The sequence below is a fragment of the Paenibacillus terreus genome (assembly GCF_042138595.1).
Taxonomy (GTDB): domain Bacteria; phylum Bacillota; class Bacilli; order Paenibacillales; family Paenibacillaceae; genus Paenibacillus; species Paenibacillus terreus.
Map to the genome: position 1 here is coordinate 34,653 of NZ_JBHIRX010000019.1, position 17,754 is coordinate 52,406.

The 17,754-nt window shown below is 52.0% G+C and carries 15 protein-coding genes and 1 tRNA gene; 6 read left to right on the forward strand and 10 right to left on the reverse strand.

From position 1 onward, the window contains the following. Positions 1 to 12: 12 nt before the first annotated feature. The 4 genes from ACE5KN_RS25440 to ACE5KN_RS25455 all read right to left on the reverse strand — a co-directional run bounded on the left by ACE5KN_RS25440 (position 13) and on the right by ACE5KN_RS25455 (position 3,317). Positions 13 to 1,884, reverse strand: a complete 1,872-nt coding sequence (locus tag ACE5KN_RS25440) for a DEAD/DEAH box helicase (RefSeq protein WP_375526278.1) — start codon at positions 1,882 to 1,884, stop codon at positions 13 to 15. 477 nt (positions 1,885 to 2,361) lie between these two features. Further along, positions 2,362 to 2,433, reverse strand: a tRNA-Thr gene (locus tag ACE5KN_RS25445). 54 nt (positions 2,434 to 2,487) lie between these two features. After that, positions 2,488 to 2,817, reverse strand: a complete 330-nt coding sequence (locus ACE5KN_RS25450; RefSeq protein WP_375526279.1) for an MTH1187 family thiamine-binding protein — start codon at positions 2,815 to 2,817, stop codon at positions 2,488 to 2,490. Positions 2,818 to 3,188: 371 nt separating this feature from the next. Then, complete coding sequence (locus tag ACE5KN_RS25455; RefSeq protein ID WP_375526280.1) at positions 3,189 to 3,317, reverse strand: hypothetical protein; 129 nt, start codon at positions 3,315 to 3,317, stop codon at positions 3,189 to 3,191. Between the two features lie 91 nt (positions 3,318 to 3,408). Between ACE5KN_RS25455 and ACE5KN_RS25460 the strand changes: the two genes are divergently transcribed. Both ACE5KN_RS25460 and ACE5KN_RS25465 read left to right on the forward strand, forming a co-directional pair. Then, a complete protein-coding gene (locus ACE5KN_RS25460) occupies positions 3,409 to 5,742 on the forward strand; it encodes a ribonucleoside-diphosphate reductase subunit alpha (RefSeq protein WP_375526281.1) in 2,334 nt (777 codons plus the stop codon). 562 nt (positions 5,743 to 6,304) lie between these two features. Continuing rightward, entirely contained in the window at positions 6,305 to 7,336 is a 1,032-nt protein-coding gene (locus ACE5KN_RS25465; RefSeq protein ID WP_375526282.1) for a ribonucleotide-diphosphate reductase subunit beta, read from the forward strand. A gap of 247 nt (positions 7,337 to 7,583) precedes the next feature. Here ACE5KN_RS25465 and ACE5KN_RS25470 read toward each other — a convergent pair whose 3' ends face one another. Further along, positions 7,584 to 8,315 carry an MBL fold metallo-hydrolase gene (locus ACE5KN_RS25470; protein WP_375526283.1) on the reverse strand — a complete coding sequence of 244 codons (732 nt, stop codon included), beginning with the start codon at positions 8,313 to 8,315 and terminating at the stop codon, positions 7,584 to 7,586. Positions 8,316 to 8,566: 251 nt separating this feature from the next. After that, positions 8,567 to 9,241 carry a DNA-3-methyladenine glycosylase family protein gene (locus ACE5KN_RS25475; protein WP_375526284.1) on the reverse strand — a complete coding sequence of 225 codons (675 nt, stop codon included), beginning with the start codon at positions 9,239 to 9,241 and terminating at the stop codon, positions 8,567 to 8,569. Between the two features lie 202 nt (positions 9,242 to 9,443). Between ACE5KN_RS25475 and ACE5KN_RS25480 the strand changes: the two genes are divergently transcribed. Then, complete coding sequence (locus tag ACE5KN_RS25480) at positions 9,444 to 10,340, forward strand: glucose 1-dehydrogenase (protein WP_375526285.1); 897 nt, start codon at positions 9,444 to 9,446, stop codon at positions 10,338 to 10,340. A 15-nt stretch (positions 10,341 to 10,355) separates the two neighbouring features. Here ACE5KN_RS25480 and ACE5KN_RS25485 read toward each other — a convergent pair whose 3' ends face one another. Beyond that, entirely contained in the window at positions 10,356 to 11,135 is a 780-nt protein-coding gene (locus tag ACE5KN_RS25485) for an HAD hydrolase-like protein (RefSeq protein ID WP_375526286.1), read from the reverse strand. A gap of 846 nt (positions 11,136 to 11,981) precedes the next feature. Here ACE5KN_RS25485 and ACE5KN_RS25490 point away from each other — a divergent pair. Next, on the forward strand, positions 11,982 to 12,485 hold the full coding sequence (locus ACE5KN_RS25490; RefSeq protein WP_375526287.1) for a hypothetical protein: 504 nt from the start codon (positions 11,982 to 11,984) through the stop codon (positions 12,483 to 12,485). On the opposite strand, the gene ACE5KN_RS25495 is transcribed toward ACE5KN_RS25490, so the two are convergent. From ACE5KN_RS25495 to ACE5KN_RS25505, 3 genes are all read right to left on the reverse strand, one after another. After that, on the reverse strand, positions 12,469 to 14,103 hold the full coding sequence (locus ACE5KN_RS25495) for an NAD(P)H-hydrate dehydratase (protein WP_375526288.1): 1,635 nt from the start codon (positions 14,101 to 14,103) through the stop codon (positions 12,469 to 12,471). The two genes, ACE5KN_RS25490 and ACE5KN_RS25495, sit on opposite strands and share 17 nt — an antisense overlap. 83 nt (positions 14,104 to 14,186) lie before the next feature. Next, complete coding sequence (locus tag ACE5KN_RS25500; RefSeq protein WP_375526289.1) at positions 14,187 to 14,825, reverse strand: NAD(P)-dependent oxidoreductase; 639 nt, start codon at positions 14,823 to 14,825, stop codon at positions 14,187 to 14,189. Between the two features lie 105 nt (positions 14,826 to 14,930). Next, positions 14,931 to 15,362, reverse strand: a complete 432-nt coding sequence (locus ACE5KN_RS25505) for a GNAT family N-acetyltransferase (RefSeq protein WP_375526290.1) — start codon at positions 15,360 to 15,362, stop codon at positions 14,931 to 14,933. A 320-nt stretch (positions 15,363 to 15,682) separates the two neighbouring features. On the opposite strand from ACE5KN_RS25505, the gene ACE5KN_RS25510 reads away from it, so the two are divergent. Both ACE5KN_RS25510 and ACE5KN_RS25515 read left to right on the forward strand, forming a co-directional pair. Then, positions 15,683 to 16,618 (forward strand): hypothetical protein, encoded by a 936-nt coding sequence (locus ACE5KN_RS25510; RefSeq protein WP_375526291.1) that lies wholly within the window; start codon positions 15,683 to 15,685, stop codon positions 16,616 to 16,618. A 146-nt stretch (positions 16,619 to 16,764) separates the two neighbouring features. Further along, complete coding sequence (locus ACE5KN_RS25515; protein ID WP_375526292.1) at positions 16,765 to 17,709, forward strand: ArsR/SmtB family transcription factor; 945 nt, start codon at positions 16,765 to 16,767, stop codon at positions 17,707 to 17,709. The last annotated feature ends 45 nt before the right edge of the window (positions 17,710 to 17,754 follow it).

Consider the following 17,754-nt stretch of genomic DNA (forward strand, 5'->3'; position numbering starts at 1 on the left):
CCCACAACCTTTCTATTTATGTTCAGAGTCAAGAATCTTCTTTACAAGTATGAAAAGATCCTCGATAAGATTTAATGCAGAGTCGTATTCCTCGGGAGACCATGTTGATCTGTCGCTAATACCGACTTGTTCATTTAGTCTATATTCGAGATAGGTTGCAAGCATACCTGCGTTGTTATTAACCTTCTTAGAAATCCATTTGTATTTACCAGTGAAAAGTTTAGATATACTTAACTGGGAACCGTCCATTGGAATATTATATTCCAAAATAATTTCTGGGACCATTTCTTTTTTTATTCTGTCGTCCAGATTTCTCATTTTTCTGAACAAGTATTTATCAGGCCGAAGAATTTTAGACGAGGGTGATCCCTCCTCTTCTCTTCTTACCATCTGTAGCAATGCTTCATCCGGTATGTTTGGCAACAACTCTTTAAGTTTTTTAAGCTTATCTGCTTCTATTTTTTGCCTTCTTTCTCGTTCTTTAAGAAGCTCAGTATCTATAAAACTATCTCGTTCAACTGAACCTTTTCCATCCTCAAAAACACTTCCAGTATGTTTTTCAATCTTTTTTTGAGAAACTCTGTCATTTAATAAAGGATCATCATCGCGAATGTACTTAATTACATCACTTTTTTCTTTCTCCTCTTTGTAAAATTTCCAAAGACTCTCAAGACCTAACTCTTTATGATGAACTACGCAAGCGATATTGTCTTCAGGAGTCTGTACCTCATCAGGATCAATTGCACGCAGAACCCTCCCGACAAATTGTTCGTAAGGGAGTTTGTGCCTAAATGGGCGAAAAATAGCGGCAATGGATAAATACTTATGATCGTATCCTTCGCCCAATTTAGCTACGTGGATGACTACCTGCACTTTATGATTTTCAATTGACCTAAGTCTAATGTTCAATTCTTCCTTCGGCAGCTTACTGTGAACCAATGCCACATCTTGTCCGTTTTTTTCATATAACCGTTGTAATTGTTCCGCATGCCAAATGCTACAAGCAACAGCAATTATTTTATGCGGTACTCCTGTAGACCTTTTTTCATTTAAAATTTTGATACTCTCTTCAACAACTCTTAAACTACATTCCTCCGAAAAAGCAACCGAACGAGTAATCCAATCCTCATCTTTCAAATTCATATCTCTGATCTGCTCTAAGGAAAAAAGTGTATTGTCATTTTTATCAATTGTAAAGAACAATTGATCAGGAACATAATGTATTCTTTCCAAGCTTTTAACGTAATTATTCGCCATAGCCTGACTTAAAGGGTACTTATAAACAAGTTGCCCCTCTATTTTTTCGCCATCTGTTCTCTCAGGAGTACCAGTCACCTTTATTACTTTTGTATTCGAAAAATAAGCAAGAGATGTTTCCCATGTATTGGCGGTAGAGTGGTGAGCTTCATCAATAATGATCATATCAAAAAAATTAGAGTCCACTCTTTTGATAAGGGCACTATCCAATCTTTCCTGTAGTTTATGTATATTAAGAATGACGATATTTGATTGTTCCAGTGCCCAGTCACTTGTCTTTGATTCGTACTCAATGACTGAGGGCAGCTCTTCAAATCGTTCAAAAATCTTTCTTGTCAGCCAAAAATTTTTAGGATGCTCAGGATCCAATGAGTCCAGAACAGCATCTTTGATTACCAACTGTGGAGTTATTATAAGCACTCGACCAAAAGAAATACCAAACGGTAATATTCCCATTAACCCCGTCTTACCAACACCTGTAGGTAAGACAATAATTGCATGGTTCCTTTCCTTATTCATAACAAAGTGCTCATACGTTCTTTGATAGGCGATAATCTGAGGTTCACGTAATTCTTCATTGGACTCGATGTTTGGAATCGATTCAATAAAATAATTAAGATTCAACATGAAACTACTCCCTTTGTCATATGTTTATACTAGAAGATTCGACAGATTGGGACTTTATACCTTTTTCACTGATAATAAATCTAAATTAAACCACACTGGATAAACTCGGCATATTGGAGTATTACGATCATTGAGAAACTCTTGCAAAGGCGATGCAGAAAAAGCACAACCTACAGTCCTTGCGTACAAGTGAACTCTCAATCGCTCTTTTTCTCAATATAGTAAGAATGTTGGAAAGATTCAAAAAGATAGAAAAGGAAAAAGCAAATTAAAATATACAAAGATTAGGTCTTGTTATCAAACGACTTTCGGGCGAATTCGTTATTATGATCTCATATGTCTCTTCTCCTAAAAACCTAGCATTCATCCAATCACTTGGCTCAACTAAAGGGTAGAAAACGAGAAAGCTCAGCTATTTAAAGAAAAAGCGCGGCCTCCGAAAACCAGGAAGCCGCGCCGTGCATAAATATGTAAGTATGCTGGTGAAGGGAATTGAACCCCCGACCTACGCATTACGAGTGCGTTGCTCTACCCCTGAGCTACACCAGCAGAGCCGATAACACCGGCTGACATGATCTGATTATACAACTCTGGACATAAAAATCAAGACGGTTTGATGCCATTATCAGAATATGCCAGTTTGTTGGCAACCGACTGCAGCTTCAGCACGCTGGACGATTCCTTGTCACGGCGGTCATCGATCTTGACGGATGTCGAGACACGCTTTGCCCCTGTCATGAAAGGGGCCTCATGAAGTGCCGCAATCGCGGTAAATACATCGTCCAAGGTGCCTTCGATGATCGTGCTCATAGAGGTAAGCTCATAGGAAATCCCCTTCTGCTGCTGCAGCACGCGCTGCATTTCCGCAACGTAGGTACTGAGACTGGTGCTGCCTGTCCCGATCGGGATGACCGTCACTTCCGCGATAGCCATGTTCCTGCCTCCTTCGATTTTCCGGCACTTGCCACAGCCGGCATGTTTTACATGTATTTTACCAGTCAGCCTCCCCCCAGTTCAAATACAGCAATCCAAAAAATATGCCTTTTCTCACCATACTCGTCCATAGGGCCTAATTACGTCGATTTATATCGTTGCCAAACTCTTTCCTTTGCGGAGAACTCGTTCCATGTGCTATAATCGAGCCTGTGTCATTTTCATTTTTTCGGTTTACAGATACAATATATTGGGTTAAAGTAGATAAGCAGCACCTAAATGTAGTACGGAAGCCAAAATTCGACACCCCCCTGAAGCAGAGCCTCTTTCCTGAAGCCAGGCGCTATTTGGGGTGGCTTGTGTCGACTGATTTATATACTTTCTCTCCGGATCGCTGCCGTTCGGCCCTGTAAAACCGTATTCCCTCCGGCCGTCCGGGGCATCCGCGGCACATCATCTACTGCAAGCAAGGCTTCCGCTCCCAGGTTATTTTTCATCATAAGCATCACCACTGCAGTTCTTCACAAACCGCAGACATCACTGTCCGATACCCGACCCAGTGATAAGAAAAATGAAAGTGAGGAATCTTCCATGCCACAACTCGTAGTTAAACCGAATAATCGTCAGCTTGCTTTTGACGAAATGCGGATTTCCGTTTATGCCGACCGTGTATTGCAGGGACTGAATAAGCTGGATAAGGACCGCCTCATCCGCGGTGTGAACTCCAAGCTGCGCCGGGACGAAGTGACAGGTGATGAAATCAGCAACGCGTTCATCATGTCCGCCCTTGAACTGGTGAGCAAGGATGAACCGGATTGGAAATATGCCGCCGCGCGTTCCCTGCTGACTTCGCTGTACAAGAAAGCGGCCAATAACCGCCGTTATAAATCCTATCCGGACGAGCCTTACGGGGCGTTTTACCCCCTGATTACCGAAATGGTGAAAAAGGGAATTTACCGCGAAGAGCTTCTGGAATGCTACACCAAAGAACAAATCGACGAGCTCGGGGAGCACATTGAACCGAAGAATGACCTCCTGTTCGATTACATAGGGTTATTAACCTTGTCCGAACGCTACCTTGCCAACGATTTCGACGGGAAGGTCATGGAACTGCCGCAGGAACGTTACATGGTCATCGCCATGTACCTGATGCACAAAGAACCTGCCGAGAAGCGTATGGAGCTCGTCAAGGAAGCCTACTGGGCGATGAGCAATATGTACATGACCGCTGCCACCCCTACGATGTCCAATGCAGGCAAAAAGGTGGCAGGTCAGCTCTCCAGCTGCTTCATTGATACGGTGGACGACTCTCTGGAAGGAATCTTCGATTCCAATACGGACGTGGCTCGCTTGAGCAAAATGGGCGGCGGTATCGGCGTGTACCTTGGTAAAGTCCGTGCCAGAGGCTCAGACATTCGCGGTCACAAAAATACCAGCTCAGGCGTCATCCCTTGGATCCGCCAGCTGAACAATACCGCCGTCAGCGTAGACCAGCTCGGTACGCGCAAAGGCGCCATCGCCGTATATCTGGATGTATTCCACAAGGATATTCTGGCCTTCCTGGACCTGAAGCTGAACAACGGTGACGAGCGCATGCGCGCGCATGACGTGTTCCACGGCGTGTGTCTGCCTGACCTGTTCATGGAGCGTGTGGAAGCACGCGGTGAGTGGAGCCTGTTCTGCCCTCACGAAGTGAAGAAAATCATGGGCTGGACCGACGAAAACGGCCGTCCGCTCGGGCTGGAAGATTTTTATGATGAAGAACAGGGCAAAGGCTCCTTCCGTGAAAAATACGAGGAGGCCGTCAATCATCCGCTGCTGCCACGCATTACGGTGCAGGCCATTGATATCATGAAGCGTGTCATGAAATCTCAGCTGGAGACAGGCACGCCTTACATGTTCTATCGCGATACGGTGAACCGTGCGAACCCGAACCGTGCTCATGGAATGGTTTACTCTTCCAACCTGTGCACAGAAATTATGCAGAACCAGTCGCCTACCGTGGTGGAGAAAGAAGAGCTTGTAACCAAGGACGGGCAAACCCGGATCGTCATCTCCAAAATCCCTGGTGATTTCGTAGTCTGCAACCTGAATTCCATCCACCTGGCACGCGCGGTGCCTGCCGGAGTGCTGGAGCGTCTGGTACCGATTCAGGTGCGTATGCTGGATAACGTCATTGACATCAACAACATTGAAGTGCTGCAAGCCCAATACACCAACAGCCAGTACCGTGCTGTAGGCCTGGGTACCTTCGGTCTGCACCATCTGCTTGCACTTGAGGGCATCCGCTGGGAATCCGATGAAGCGGTGGAATTTAACGATAACCTGTACGAGAAAATCAACTACCTTGCCGTCAAATCCAGCATGGAGCTGGCCAAGGAAAAAGGCCGCTACGCGAAGTTCGAAGGCTCCGATTGGGAGAACGGAAATTACTTCACGTCCCGTCATTACACGGACGGCACACGTGAAGGCAAGTTCGTAACGACTTCCGAGTGGCAGGAGCTTGCCGAACAGGTGAAAACGAATGGCGTCCGCAACGCCTGGCTGTTCGCGATCGCACCTAACGGATCGACCTCGATCATTGCCGGTTCGACCGCCAGCATTGATCCGCTGTATGAGCTGCTCTCTTATGAGGAGAAGACGACCTACAAGATTGCCAACCCTGCACCGGATCTGAACGAAAAAACGATCTGGTACTACAAAACGGCGTTCCTGGTGGATCAGCATGCCTCCATCAATATGGCTGCCGCCCGCCAGCGTCATATCGACCAGGGGCAGAGCTTTAACCTGTACGTCCGCCCGGATATCAAGGCTACCGAGTTCCTTGACCTGCATCTGCATGCATGGAAATCCGGCATGAAGTCGACGTATTATGTCCGCAGCCGCGCGTTGACGATTGAAGAGTGTGAAAGCTGTGCGTCATAAACCTAGCCTTTAGATCTTATAAAAGGATTTTTCGATCCCCCTAAATCCCCCTTAGCCAAGGGGGACCCCAGCGGGGCCTGCTGCCCCCTGGACCCCCGCAAATTTGGTGGAGGGAGCTATGACGCAGCATAAAGTTACTGTAGTGTAAGGAGCCGCGTTGTCGAGGCCTGTTTGCTTCGCAAATGTGGCCTCAACACGCTCTACCATGGCGCTTTTAGCAAAAAAGCAGAGTTTTGCTAAAAAAGATAATGCGACTCATAAAGACCTTACGTGTAAAGAGATCATACGTGCAGCAAACTATACGAGTAGCGAACTATATGGGCAGCGAACCATACGCTCAGACTAATAATGAGTAATCCGATTAAACGAGTAACAGACTTGAGTAATAGACATGAGCAAATAGAATCATACGAGCAATCGTTTTGAACATAAATGAAAGCCAGGCTCCCTCTTTCCTGTTTTCCCGCAACGTGAGAGGGGTTTGCTTTTTACGTTTCCTTTTTGAACTAAAAGCTTAAAGCTTTAACTATAAATCAAGCTTAATTAAAGGAGAGAGTCTCCCATGCAATTGCAAAAGATTTTTAACACGGAAGCCCCCAACCGCTCCACCCGTATCATTGAAGGTGAATGCTCCGGCATTTTGAACTGGAACGATATCCGCATGCCGCATATGTACAAGCTGTACAAGGTGCTGCTGCTCAACCACTGGATTGCGGACGAAATTCCGATGTCCAAGGATGCGTCGCAGTTCCCGCTTCTGGATGCGGAAGAACAGCGTACTTTTAAAATCAATATCGGGCTGCTGGCGGTGCTGGACTCCATGCAGACGATGTTTGTCGGCGATGTGAAACGTTACTTTACAGATTCGTCTCTGGAGGCGATTTCGGCCATTATCGGCCAGCAGGAGGTTGTTCATAACCAATCCTACTCGTACGTACTGTCCTCTCTTGTCTCCGAGCAGGAGCAGAAGGAGATCTTTGAATATTGGAAGCATGACCCTGTACTGCTGGAGCGTAATACGTTCATTTCGAAAATTTATCAGGAGTTCCGGGATAATCAGAATCCGCAAACCTTCTTCCAGGCTCTGGTTGCTGACCTGATTCTGGAGGGCATTTTCTTCTACAGCACGTTCGCCTTCTTCTACAACCTGGCGCGCGACCAGAAGATGATGGGGACCAGCCAAATGATTTCTTATATTCAGCGTGACGAAAACCAGCACTGCTATTTCTTCGCGGAAGTGTTCAAGCAGTTGCTCGCCGACTTCCCTGAGCTGAACACGAAAGAGAATATTGATTATGTCTACAAAACGATCGACCGTGCCGTGGAGCTTGAAACGAACTGGGCTCACTATACGCTGTCCGAAGTGCGCGGCATCGACCTGAACGAGCTGTCCGATTATATCAAATACATGGCCAACATGCGCCTGAGACTGCTCGGTCTGGACAAAGCCTATGAAGGCGTCGATGTGAACTGCATGCCTTGGATCAAACCGTTCTCGGATGAAGCCCTGAACGCGACCAAAACCGACTTCTTCGAAGCCAAATCCCGCAACTACGGCAAAGTCGGCGACGATAACGGGTTCGATGATCTGTAAGCCGGTTAAACTTTTATACGGTGAATGATATATCTGTTTAATCTTTTATGTTGTAAAACATCTCTGAAAAAGAACAAACTTACGGGCTCAAAAATCGGAACCCGGACTGGACAAAGGAATGATCCTTATCCGGTCCGGGTTGTTTTTTTGTAACAATGAAACTATTGCCTATGTATTTAATGTAAAAGATAACGAGTTGTTTCTTACCTGCATAGATTAATACTCCTACCCTACCGTGATTCATGAGTTAAGAAGTGTACTTACTAACCAGTTCCTCAAGCGCCTGCTTGACATTCCCCTGAAATAACCCGCCATGATAACAAATAAGCTCCTTGATATCGTATTCAAGCAAGAGCTGCACAGAGCGCACGGCCGCCTCCAAATCCAGGGTAAATTGAGGATTGGCAATCTCCAGCTTCCCCTGCTCAATGACCACGACATCGCCGCCAATCAAGGTTTCGCTTCCAGGCAGATACAACGAGATGTGACCAGGCATATGGCCGGGAGTATGAACAATCTGAACTCCTCCGCACCAGGAAAAAAGCTCATTGCTTTTTACAGTATAATCCACGGGGACAGGCTCAATGGATTCAAGCAAACGGATAAACTGCTCCGCTTGAGGCCTGGCCTCGGGGGGCAAAGATTCCAGCGTTGATTCTGCCTGCACAAGGCGCAGCGACCGGCGGGTCCCCTCCAGGTACGGCTTCTCCATCTCATGGGACACGATCTCAATGTGCGGATATCTCCGCTTGAGCCCGGCAAGCGCGCCAATATGATCCATGTCATGGTGGGTGACAATCAGTTTCGAAATGGATGCAAATGTTACACTATGCCTCGAGAGCGCCCCTTCCAGCAAAGGAACAAAATTCGGATAACCGCAATCGACCAGGATGAAATCATCCTCATCCTGAAGAAGCACCGGGGTAATCACCTGCTTTTGCCCCTCATGTTCAAACTCAATGTCAAGTAAACGATACATTTGCTTCACTCCGATTCTTGCTTAAACTGGGGTTTCTATTCTGGAAGTCATAATACCGCAGGAGCAGTAAAGCAAACAGTTAAAATATGGAATCTAATAATTTAATTCCCGAGCTGCTGCGATCCCGCCCCTTTCCACAGCCTCTATTATACTGTGTTGTGCTTCATCGGCTTAAAGTGTTATTTTAGAAATCATGGATACAGATGTAAGAAAAAGCGGCCCGGGAATTCCCCAGGCCACCCTGTCTCAGTCTATATATTATGATTGTCAATCCACACTTCCGGACCTTGACCCGAATCCACCCAGCCCAGGTTAATCGCTTCCCACAAATACAAGGAAGCCGCCGTTCCGTAAGGCACCCACAGGTGGCCGACCTGCTCCAGATATTTGCGCTGCCCATGCTCAGGCAGCCTGTGCAGCCATCGTGCAGCGCGCTGCAGTCCGGCATCACCCATGACGAGCACGTCCATCCGGCCCAGCGAGTGAATCAGGAACATGTCAGCCGTCCACCTTCCGATCCCTTTCACCGCTGTCAGCGCCACCAGCACCTCATCATTATCCATCCGCGGCAGCCGCTGCAAATCAAGCTCGCCGGAGGTGATCCGGCTGCTTAAATCATGCATATAGCTGATTTTGGTTGGCGAAACTCCAGCCCCCCTCAGCACTTCCGGATCCAGGCTCAGGACCTTGGCGGGCGTCAGAACGCCTGCCGCTTCCTTCAGCCGCGCACGTACCGTAACCGCCGCCTTGACCGAAATCTGCTGGCCGATGATAGAGCGGACCAACGCGTCAAAATAATCCGTCCGCAGCGGAATACGCAGCTCGCCAACAGCATTCATTAACGCTCCCATGCTTGGGTCGGACCCGGCTAGTTTCTGCAGCTGACGGTCCCCAGGGTTCAGGTGCAAACAGACCTGTTCATTCATCTTCTTTCTCCCTCCCGGACATGACCGTGACTCCCTCCATCTATCCTTCAGTTGGAGGACGGGCCACCATGATTCAATGCATATTCTCTCCCTGTTGATCATAGCATTTTTCACCAGGGTTGGCCTATAAGAATAGGCATTGCTCACGTTTCCTGGGCGTACGCATAGACTAGGAAGTAAACAGTTCACCCAGGAGGGACTTATGAATCCCGTATACCCAATTTACAAAAAAGAAACGGTCTGCAAGGAGCAGGTGTTCACCTTCCCTCCTCAGCAGCAGCCGCTCCCGGGCCTGGAAAGCCTCATGAATCCGCGCCCGATCAGCGAGAATCCCTCTTTGCACGGCAGTGGCAGGCTGCATGGCAAAACCGCCCTCATCACGGGAGGGGACAGCGGGATTGGTAAAGCTGCCGCTATCGCCTTTGCCAAAGAAGGGGCGGATGTAGCCATCGCTTATTTAAGCGAACGTTCCGATGCGGAGGAGACGAGACAGCGGATCGAGCAGCACGGGGGCCGCTGCCTGCTGATCGAAACGGATCTGCGGCACAAGGCCAACTGTATCCGGGCGGTTCAGGACACGATTCATACCTTCGGCAAGCTGGATATTCTTGTGAACAACCATGCCGTTCAATATGAAAAAAAGAGTATTATGGACATTTCGGAGGAGCAGCTTTACAACGTTTTTCAGACCAATATCATATCGTTCTTCTTTCTGATCCAGGGCGCGCTGCCTCATCTTGGTCCAGGCTCCTCCATAATCAATACCGCATCCGTTGTGGCTTATGAAGGCCACCCGGTTCTGATTGACTATTCCGCTACCAAAGGAGCGATTGTCACCCTGACACGAACGCTGGCACAATCACTTGCTCCGCAAAAAATCCGTGTAAACTGTGTAGCTCCGGGCCCGGTCTGGACCCCGCTCATTCCAGCATCCATGTCGCCATACAATGTCAGCACCTTCGGTGCGGATACCCCGCTTGGACGGGCTGCACAGCCTTATGAGCTGGCAGCTGCCTACGTATATCTGGCAAGCGATGAATCCTCCTATGTGACAGGAGAGGCGATCCATGTCAACGGCGGGTCTATGGTGACCACTTAAGGAGCAGCGCATGAATCAGGGGCGGCCGCCGGTATGCTGCAGCATTTCGATTTCGCGGAGCATGCGCGGCAGATCGGCAAGCGAATCCATGACCAGATGAGCCCCGGCTCGCTTCAGCAGATAGGCCGCTTCTTTGCGCTGGACCTCATAAGCCGCCTCCCCGGGTCCGATGCCTTCCATGCGGTCCATGAATCCGTCCAGCACGCCGATGGTCCAGACCCCTGCATTCCGTCCTTCCTGCATGTCGGCAAGCGTGTCGCCGACCTTGACCATATCGCTGAGCGGATATACCTGCATGCGGTGCGCATTTTCATAGACCATCCATGGAAAAGGCCGTCCGCTGCTGACTTCGCTGGGCGTCACCGTACAATCCAGCACATTATCCTCCAGCGAACGGCGCGGAACGCTGCCCAGCAAATCGCTGGTGAAGGCCGAGGTTGCTCCGGACTGGATGCGGCGATCGCGGATTTCCTGCAGCGCTTTGTCGAGACCGCTGCAGGGGGTGGAGGATTGCAGCAGGGAACGAAGCACGGGAACAAGCTCCGCATAGATATGATCAACGTCCGCGCGCCCCGGCTCGGTGCCGAAGCGGTCCATCCAGCTTGCCCGCACCTCCGAGAGCCGCAGCGTACCGGCGATATGCTCCCGGATCGTCAGCCCCAGGCCCCGCTTGATGTTCTGCTGACTGACGTCGACACCCATCCAGCGGAATAAATCCTTGATTCCCTGTGAGAGCCGGCGGCCTCCGGGATCCAGCAGCGCGCTTTCCAAATTGAATATGACAGCCTGTATCATGCTTGCCCCGCCTTTCATCGCTGTACGTAAATTCCTATGAAGACCATCCTACACAATAAATGTTAAAAGAAATGCAGGGAACGGTTAGCCTTCTGTAATCTTCACGTCCCGGCATTCCTGCTAACTTTTCGCCGGTATTCATTTAAAGTTACAGAATTTATAACTCAACTTTCGCAGAGGGCAAATCCAATTAAACCTGTGTAGCTGCCGGGTTTTAAAGAGGAATTCAAATCCCCTCCTTGCAAGTTTGCCGATTTCATGCTGCGAAAGTTAAGGCTTGACAGTCATACGCCCGTCGACCGTGGCAAGGCATACAAACTCGCTGTCCGGGAGCTTTGCACGATTATCCTATTGGATCAGGTAAAGAAAAACAAAAAACCGGGAACCAAAAATATACTTTAGGACGTTAAAGAAAACAACGGATCAGGTGAGGCACGAAAATGCCTGTTGTCACGCTATTCAGGACCATCGAATGGTCTATTATTTTTTGGATCGTTCCTTATGGAGAAGCAGATCGATTCGAGATGATGAGGCGATCTTAGGAGAAATCAGAGCGTTTAGGTGATGTGAAACTGACCGAGAGTCTGAGCGAAAGGGATAATCATACAAGGCTGTATAGAGAGACAAAACAGGGATCAGGCAACGGACACCAGACACCAGATACCAAACACTATACCTTATAGACACCCGTCTCACTCTGGATACTAGACTCTGAGCGGGAGTTGAGTTATAAGCAGGAGCTGAGCATTTTCTATAATCGCAAGAAAAAACTTTCGCCAAATGTGGCCTGTCTTCTTTGAATGTACGTCGATGGACGTTTTTCTTTAGTCTCAGGAGGAATCTTTGATGCGAAATATGAACAATAACCGGCCCAATCTGCCCTGGCGGATGGCCGTCGGCCACTATGCGCTGAGCAAGCTTGCCTGCGGCGGCCTTGCCTTTTCCCTGCTGAGTCTGCTCTCACTGCTGCTGCCGCGGCTGCAGATTCCGCTTGCGGCCCTGGCGGGACAGACCTACAACGACGGCTGGCCCATTCAGATCTGGGCCTATGGCTTCGGCCTGCCCGCCGCCCTGGCTGCGGATGCAGTTGCGGAAAGCCTGCACCTGCACATAAAGGATAAAAGCAAACAGGCCGCCCTGTATTTCACAACCGGGTACGGCCTGTTTCTGATGCTTGCTTATTATTCTATGCCCCGCTTCACTGGAATTTCCACGGCAGACGTGTGTGCAGGGATCATCGTTGCCGCTATTTACACGACCTGCCGGAGACGATGGATGCGGGAATCCTTTATCCCGATCATGTTCGCCTTTATCCTGCCCTTGATCTTCATGATCATAGGGCATCAATAATGTCACCGGCGATGACGGAAGCCGGGTTGTTCCGGCGGGCTGCAGCCCGCTCGCCGGCCTGGCCGTGCAGCCGCACGCCGAAGCATGCCGCCTGAGCGGCGTCCAGCCCCTGCGCCAGCAGGCCGGCGATGATGCCTGTCAACACATCGCCTGCTCCGCCGGTAGCCATCCCGGCGTGGCCCGTGGTGTTGACATAGGCGGCACCGTCCGGCGTAGCCACGACGGTGCGCGCGCCCTTCAGCACGAGCGTCACCCCGCACTCGTGCGCATAACGCAGCGCGCAGCCGATGCGGTCGCGCTGCACCTCAGGCGTCGGCACGCCCAGCAGCCGCGCCATCTCCCCCGGGTGGGGCGTCAGCACCACCGGTGCGCGGCCCGGCCGCGTCCAGTCCGCCGCATCTTCGGCGGCGGCCAGGATATTCAGAGCGTCCGCGTCCAGGACAAGCGGAAGCTCTGCCTCTTCCCACAGGCGGCGCAGCCAGCCGGTGTCCCCCGGGAAGCGGCCGAGGCCGGGCCCGACGGCCAGCACGTCCCGCTCCCGCGCGAGCCGCAGCAGCTCATCGGCCGAGCCGGCGTTCCACTCGCCGTCCGGCCCTTGTGCGGCGCCGGCGAGCATCAGCTCCGGCGCGGCGGCGATGACGCGCGGCATCAGCACCTCGGGCAGCGCCCAGGTAACGAGGCCGCAGCCGATGCGCAGTGCAGCGCGCGCGGTCATGAGGCCTGCGCCGCTCATACGCAGGCTCCCCGCCGCGACCAGCACGTGGCCATAGGTGCCCTTATGGCCGTCCGGGTCGCGCTGGCGGCTGACATCGACGCCAAGCGGACTGCGCAGTGTCTCCTCGGTCAGCAGCCGTACGGCGACGCCTTGCTCCGCAGCCAGCCGCTGCGGAATGCCGATGCGCCGCACAACTACGCTGCCGGCGGCTCCCGCGCCCGGATACTGGACAAGCCCCCGTTTCAGAAAGGCCAGGCAGACTGTAACCTGCGCCCGAATGCACGGGTCATGGACCTCGCCGGTATCCGCATCCAGCCCGCTCGGAATATCTGCAGCCACGATGGGCAGCCCGCTGTCATTGGCTGCGGCAATAAGGGCTGCGTAATTTGCGCGCGGGGCACCGCTTGTTCCCGTGCCCAGCAGAGCGTCAATGATGCCGGTGCAGCGGCTGAAGTCGACCGGATCGCGGCCGTACAGGCAGGCCGGTATACCGGACGCCGCAGCTGCATCGCGCTGAACCGCCGCTTCTCCGCTCAGCTCTTCAGGCGGGACGGCATAGATGATGGTGACGCGCAGCCCCGCATCCGTCAGGTGACGTGCTGCTACAAGCCCGTCTCCGCCGTTGTTGCCCTTGCCTGCAAGCACGTACCAGTGCTCACGGGAAGCACGTTCCTGTCCCAGGCTCTCTTCAGCCAGAATCATGCCGCCATGCTCTGGCTTGTCCCCTGCACCGGTCGCAGCTTGCGGCACGGTATTCTGCGCTGCCCCCAAACCGCACAGCTTCAGCACTTCCTCGGCGATAGCTTTCCCCGCGTTCTCCATCAGACTGATGGCGGGAATGCCCAACCTGTCGATCGTATACCGATCCAGCCGCCGCATTTCTTCCGCAGTTACGATCTCCATCTCAATACCTCCCCTTCCGGAAACCCTCTCCAGGATATGCACTCTCCATCAACCTTTCCGAAACACCCCCAATAAAGCAGACCTTAATAACCTACTGTGAACCGGGCGTTCACAAACTGCCCCTCCTCGATCTCATCCACCAGCGCGACGGCATAGTCTTCTACGGAAATCCGGCTGTGCCCTGTCTCATCCGTCACAAGCCAGTCCGTGCCGATCCGGAAACTGCCGGTGCGGCGGCCCGGTTCAATAATGCTTGCTGGACTGAAGTAGGTCCAGGCCACGTCGGAGCCCTGGTAGATGTCGAATGCGTCGGCATGGGCCAGCGCCAGAGTACGGATTTCCTCCGGAAACTCCTGCGTTTCCATCAGCCGCTCCCCGTTCTCCGTCTTCAGACTTCCGGCTCCACCCACCACGATCAGTCGTTCCACCCCGGCGCGGCGGACTCCTTCGATCAACGTGCGCGCCACCTCCAGCAGCTCCTCCTCCGCGCCGAATTTTGGCCCGTAGGCGCTGACCAGCACCTCATGCCCCCGGGCAGCGGATGCGATGGAATCCGGCCGCAAAATATCGGCCTCCACCACCTGCAGACGCTCATCCGTCTCCGTGATTTTTCCCGTATCCCTTACAGCTGCCGTCACCCGATGTCCGCGTCTCAAGGCCTCATGCATGATGGCCCGCCCAATCGTGCCTGTAGCTCCGAACAAAATGATTTTCTTCTCCATGCCGATCCCTCTTTTCTGATTGTCATTGTCTGAATGATTTCCGTGCAGCTACTGCGCCGCTATCTTATTACTTATCCGTAAGCCGTGTTCCTTAAACCACCCGTCCTACTCCCTGCCTTCTTCCATGCTCCATCCCGGCCGCCAGTACATGCCCACCGAGCCGGGGGCCGACAGCCGGAAGCCAAACTTTGCATACAGCCTGTCTGCCGGTACATCAGCAAGAAGAGTGGCAAAGCTTTCGGGAGGTGCCGCCTTCTTCAGATACTTCATAATTTCACTCATCACCAGACGCCCGTATCCTTTCCCCTGGCAGGATGGGCGCACCGCAATATCCGTTATATGAAAAAAACAGCCTCCATCCCCGATAACACGGCCCATGCCCACCAGCTCGCCATCGATGCGCAGGCTGACGGCAAACAGGCTGTTGGGCAGTCCGATGCCGGCTCCCTCCACACTCATCGGAGACAGGCCCGCAGCCTGCCTCAACTCCAAATATTCTTCAACCGTCGGTGTTTCATGCAAAACTTCCGGTTCCATTGTCATCGCTCCCTTTTTCCCGCAGCTCGGCGTGGCATATGTTCCAGGCCTTTAGGCTCTCAAATGATTACTTCTGGTGTCCGAGCGTATTGTAGCAAACCGTGGGCCCCCGTTCAAATCCTGCGGACCTGTTCAATTACAGCTTCCCCCACCAGAAGAAGGTGTAGACGAAACCCAGGCTTCCATCTAATATTAGGTTATTCAGGCTTTATGGCGTGTCAAATTTCATTAAAATAGAAGCTGTTTCATGACGGCTTACCTTGAAACCGCTGTAGTGGATATGTAATAGTGATCTATAGTATAGAAAGGAGGGGCTGTCGTTGACCCCCTTGGAACTAACCGCCTTTTTACCGGATCATCCGGCTGGCGTTCTGGCCTTGCTCACTGCTGCGGCTGGCATGGTATGGCTCTATATCCACAGTGCAGTGCAACTGCGTCTGTCCCGCAGACGGCGGCTGGACGAGCTTCAGGAATCCTTATATCTATATGGAAGACTTGCAGGGCCTCTTCATGCTGCCGTGCACGGACAGCAAGCGGAACACGGCGGGGATTCCGGGCTTGTGAAAGCCCTGCAGGAGTGCAAGTCCGCACCCTATCTGACCCCGTATTTGCAGGAAGAAATCCAGAACTGCCTTGACCGCAGGGACAGCTCCAGAATCTCGCTGCTTCATCGATCGCTGGAACGGGAAATGAACAAGCTGATTGAGGAACGGCGGCTGCTGCTCAAGGAGACTCACGCTCCCGGCTGGGGCTCGGCCCTGTGGAATTTACTGCGTCCGGCCGCTGCGCCTGCCGCCGTTACAGGCCTGGCGCTGCTGACCTGGCGGCTCGTAGCAGAGCTGCAATTGACCGGAACCCCCGCTCCCGGCATGACGCTTCCGATCGTATGGATGAGCTACCTATCCGGTCTGCTGGCCGTCATTTACGCATACCGGCTGTTATGCCTGCCGCGTCAGAACGGAATCGATGTGACGGCCTCCCGTCTGCCAGCCAGTGTGCTGTCCTTCCTGATCGCTGCTGCGGCGCTGTTTCAATGGATCGGCCCGCACGCCTCGCCTTATATTCTGGGTGCTCAGCTTGTCCTGCTTCTGAGCGGATTTACGTTCACCCGCGAGCGTCCGCGCAGCAAACGCCCGTATGCGGGGACCCCTGAGCAGCCAGGACAAGCCCTGCAAGCCTCTCAGACGGATGGGCTGAAAAACCAGGACGCGGATGCGGAGGCGCCAGAGACGTCGTCAACCACCTTGCACCGGTAATTCGGCATTCATTCACTAAGCGCTGCGTTCGTGAAGACGCGGCGCTTGTTTTTTCGCTTTGGATTGTGTCTGTACTGACAGAGGGTTATTATTTATGTAAATGTAAATGAATTATATAAAGTCAAACTATTATAGATGGAGGAAGTATGGAGCTCGATATTTCTGAAAAATCATTGCCCGTGTACGAGGCCCTGGCCAGCGAAGTGCGGTTGAACGTGATCCGGCTGCTGGCGGACTCGCCCATGAACATTCGCGAATTGGCTGAAGCTCTGGGGCTTAGCAGCGCCATCATGACCATGCATGTCAAAAAACTGGAGAAAGCTGCCCTCATTACAACCAAAATGCTGCCAGGCCGCGGAGGTGTGCAAAAGGTATGCTCGCTGGCCGTAGGCAGCATCCATATCACCCTGCCGCTGCATGAGCAGGACACCCGCCAGTTTCATCAGACCGAAATCTCTGTCGGCCATTATACGGATTTCGATATTGAACCGACCTGCGGCCTGGCCACTGTGGAGAAAATCATCGGCGAGTTTGACGAGCCCCGTTATTTCCTGGATTCGGAGCGGGTGAACGCCAAAATTTTATGGTTCGGCCAGGGACATATTGAGTATAAAATCCCCAACTTCCTGCTGGCCAGCCAAAAGCCGGAGGAGCTCGAAATCACCATGGAGCTGTCCTCGGAGGCGCCTTCCACCAACGACAACTGGCCGTCGGATATCTCCTTTTATCTGAACGATGTCAAGCTGGGAGTCTGGACCAGTCCGGGAGATTTCGGGGACAACCGGGGCAAGTATACGCCGTCCTGGTGGCCGGATGTCATCAACCAATACGGGCTGCTCAAGCGGCTGCGGGTGACTGCGGACGGAACTTATATGGACGGCAACCGTATCTCGGATATAACCCTGGATGAAGTGGTGATTGCCCGCAAACAGTGGAAATTCCGCATTGCCGTAAGCGAGGACGCAGAGCACATCGGTGGAGTGACCCTGTTCGGTACAGGCTTCGGCAACTATAACCAGGATATTGTGTTCCGCCTATACTACACGAACATCGACAGCAGCAGCAGAACAGGCCAGGGTAACAACCATTAGTGAAACAAAAGACCATAAAAAAGGCGTATTATCAGCAGCAGAACT

What these genes read in the sequence shown, in the direction of transcription:
- ACE5KN_RS25440 (WP_375526278.1), bottom strand. Translation starts at nt 1,884, where the DNA reads ATGTTGAATCTTAATTATTTTATTGAATCGATTCCAAACATCGAGTCC.
- ACE5KN_RS25450 (WP_375526279.1), bottom strand. Translation starts at nt 2,817, where the DNA reads ATGGCTATCGCGGAAGTGACGGTCATCCCGATCGGGACAGGCAGCACC.
- ACE5KN_RS25455 (WP_375526280.1), bottom strand. Translation starts at nt 3,317, where the DNA reads ATGATGAAAAATAACCTGGGAGCGGAAGCCTTGCTTGCAGTAGATGAT.
- ACE5KN_RS25460 (WP_375526281.1), top strand. Translation starts at nt 3,409, where the DNA reads ATGCCACAACTCGTAGTTAAACCGAATAATCGTCAGCTTGCTTTTGAC.
- ACE5KN_RS25465 (WP_375526282.1), top strand. Translation starts at nt 6,305, where the DNA reads ATGCAATTGCAAAAGATTTTTAACACGGAAGCCCCCAACCGCTCCACC.
- ACE5KN_RS25470 (WP_375526283.1), bottom strand. Translation starts at nt 8,315, where the DNA reads ATGTATCGTTTACTTGACATTGAGTTTGAACATGAGGGGCAAAAGCAG.
- ACE5KN_RS25475 (WP_375526284.1), bottom strand. Translation starts at nt 9,241, where the DNA reads ATGAATGAACAGGTCTGTTTGCACCTGAACCCTGGGGACCGTCAGCTG.
- ACE5KN_RS25480 (WP_375526285.1), top strand. Translation starts at nt 9,444, where the DNA reads ATGAATCCCGTATACCCAATTTACAAAAAAGAAACGGTCTGCAAGGAG.
- ACE5KN_RS25485 (WP_375526286.1), bottom strand. Translation starts at nt 11,135, where the DNA reads ATGATACAGGCTGTCATATTCAATTTGGAAAGCGCGCTGCTGGATCCC.
- ACE5KN_RS25490 (WP_375526287.1), top strand. Translation starts at nt 11,982, where the DNA reads ATGCGAAATATGAACAATAACCGGCCCAATCTGCCCTGGCGGATGGCC.
- ACE5KN_RS25495 (WP_375526288.1), bottom strand. Translation starts at nt 14,103, where the DNA reads ATGGAGATCGTAACTGCGGAAGAAATGCGGCGGCTGGATCGGTATACG.
- ACE5KN_RS25500 (WP_375526289.1), bottom strand. Translation starts at nt 14,825, where the DNA reads ATGGAGAAGAAAATCATTTTGTTCGGAGCTACAGGCACGATTGGGCGG.
- ACE5KN_RS25505 (WP_375526290.1), bottom strand. Translation starts at nt 15,362, where the DNA reads ATGGAACCGGAAGTTTTGCATGAAACACCGACGGTTGAAGAATATTTG.
- ACE5KN_RS25515 (WP_375526292.1), top strand. Translation starts at nt 16,765, where the DNA reads ATGGAGCTCGATATTTCTGAAAAATCATTGCCCGTGTACGAGGCCCTG.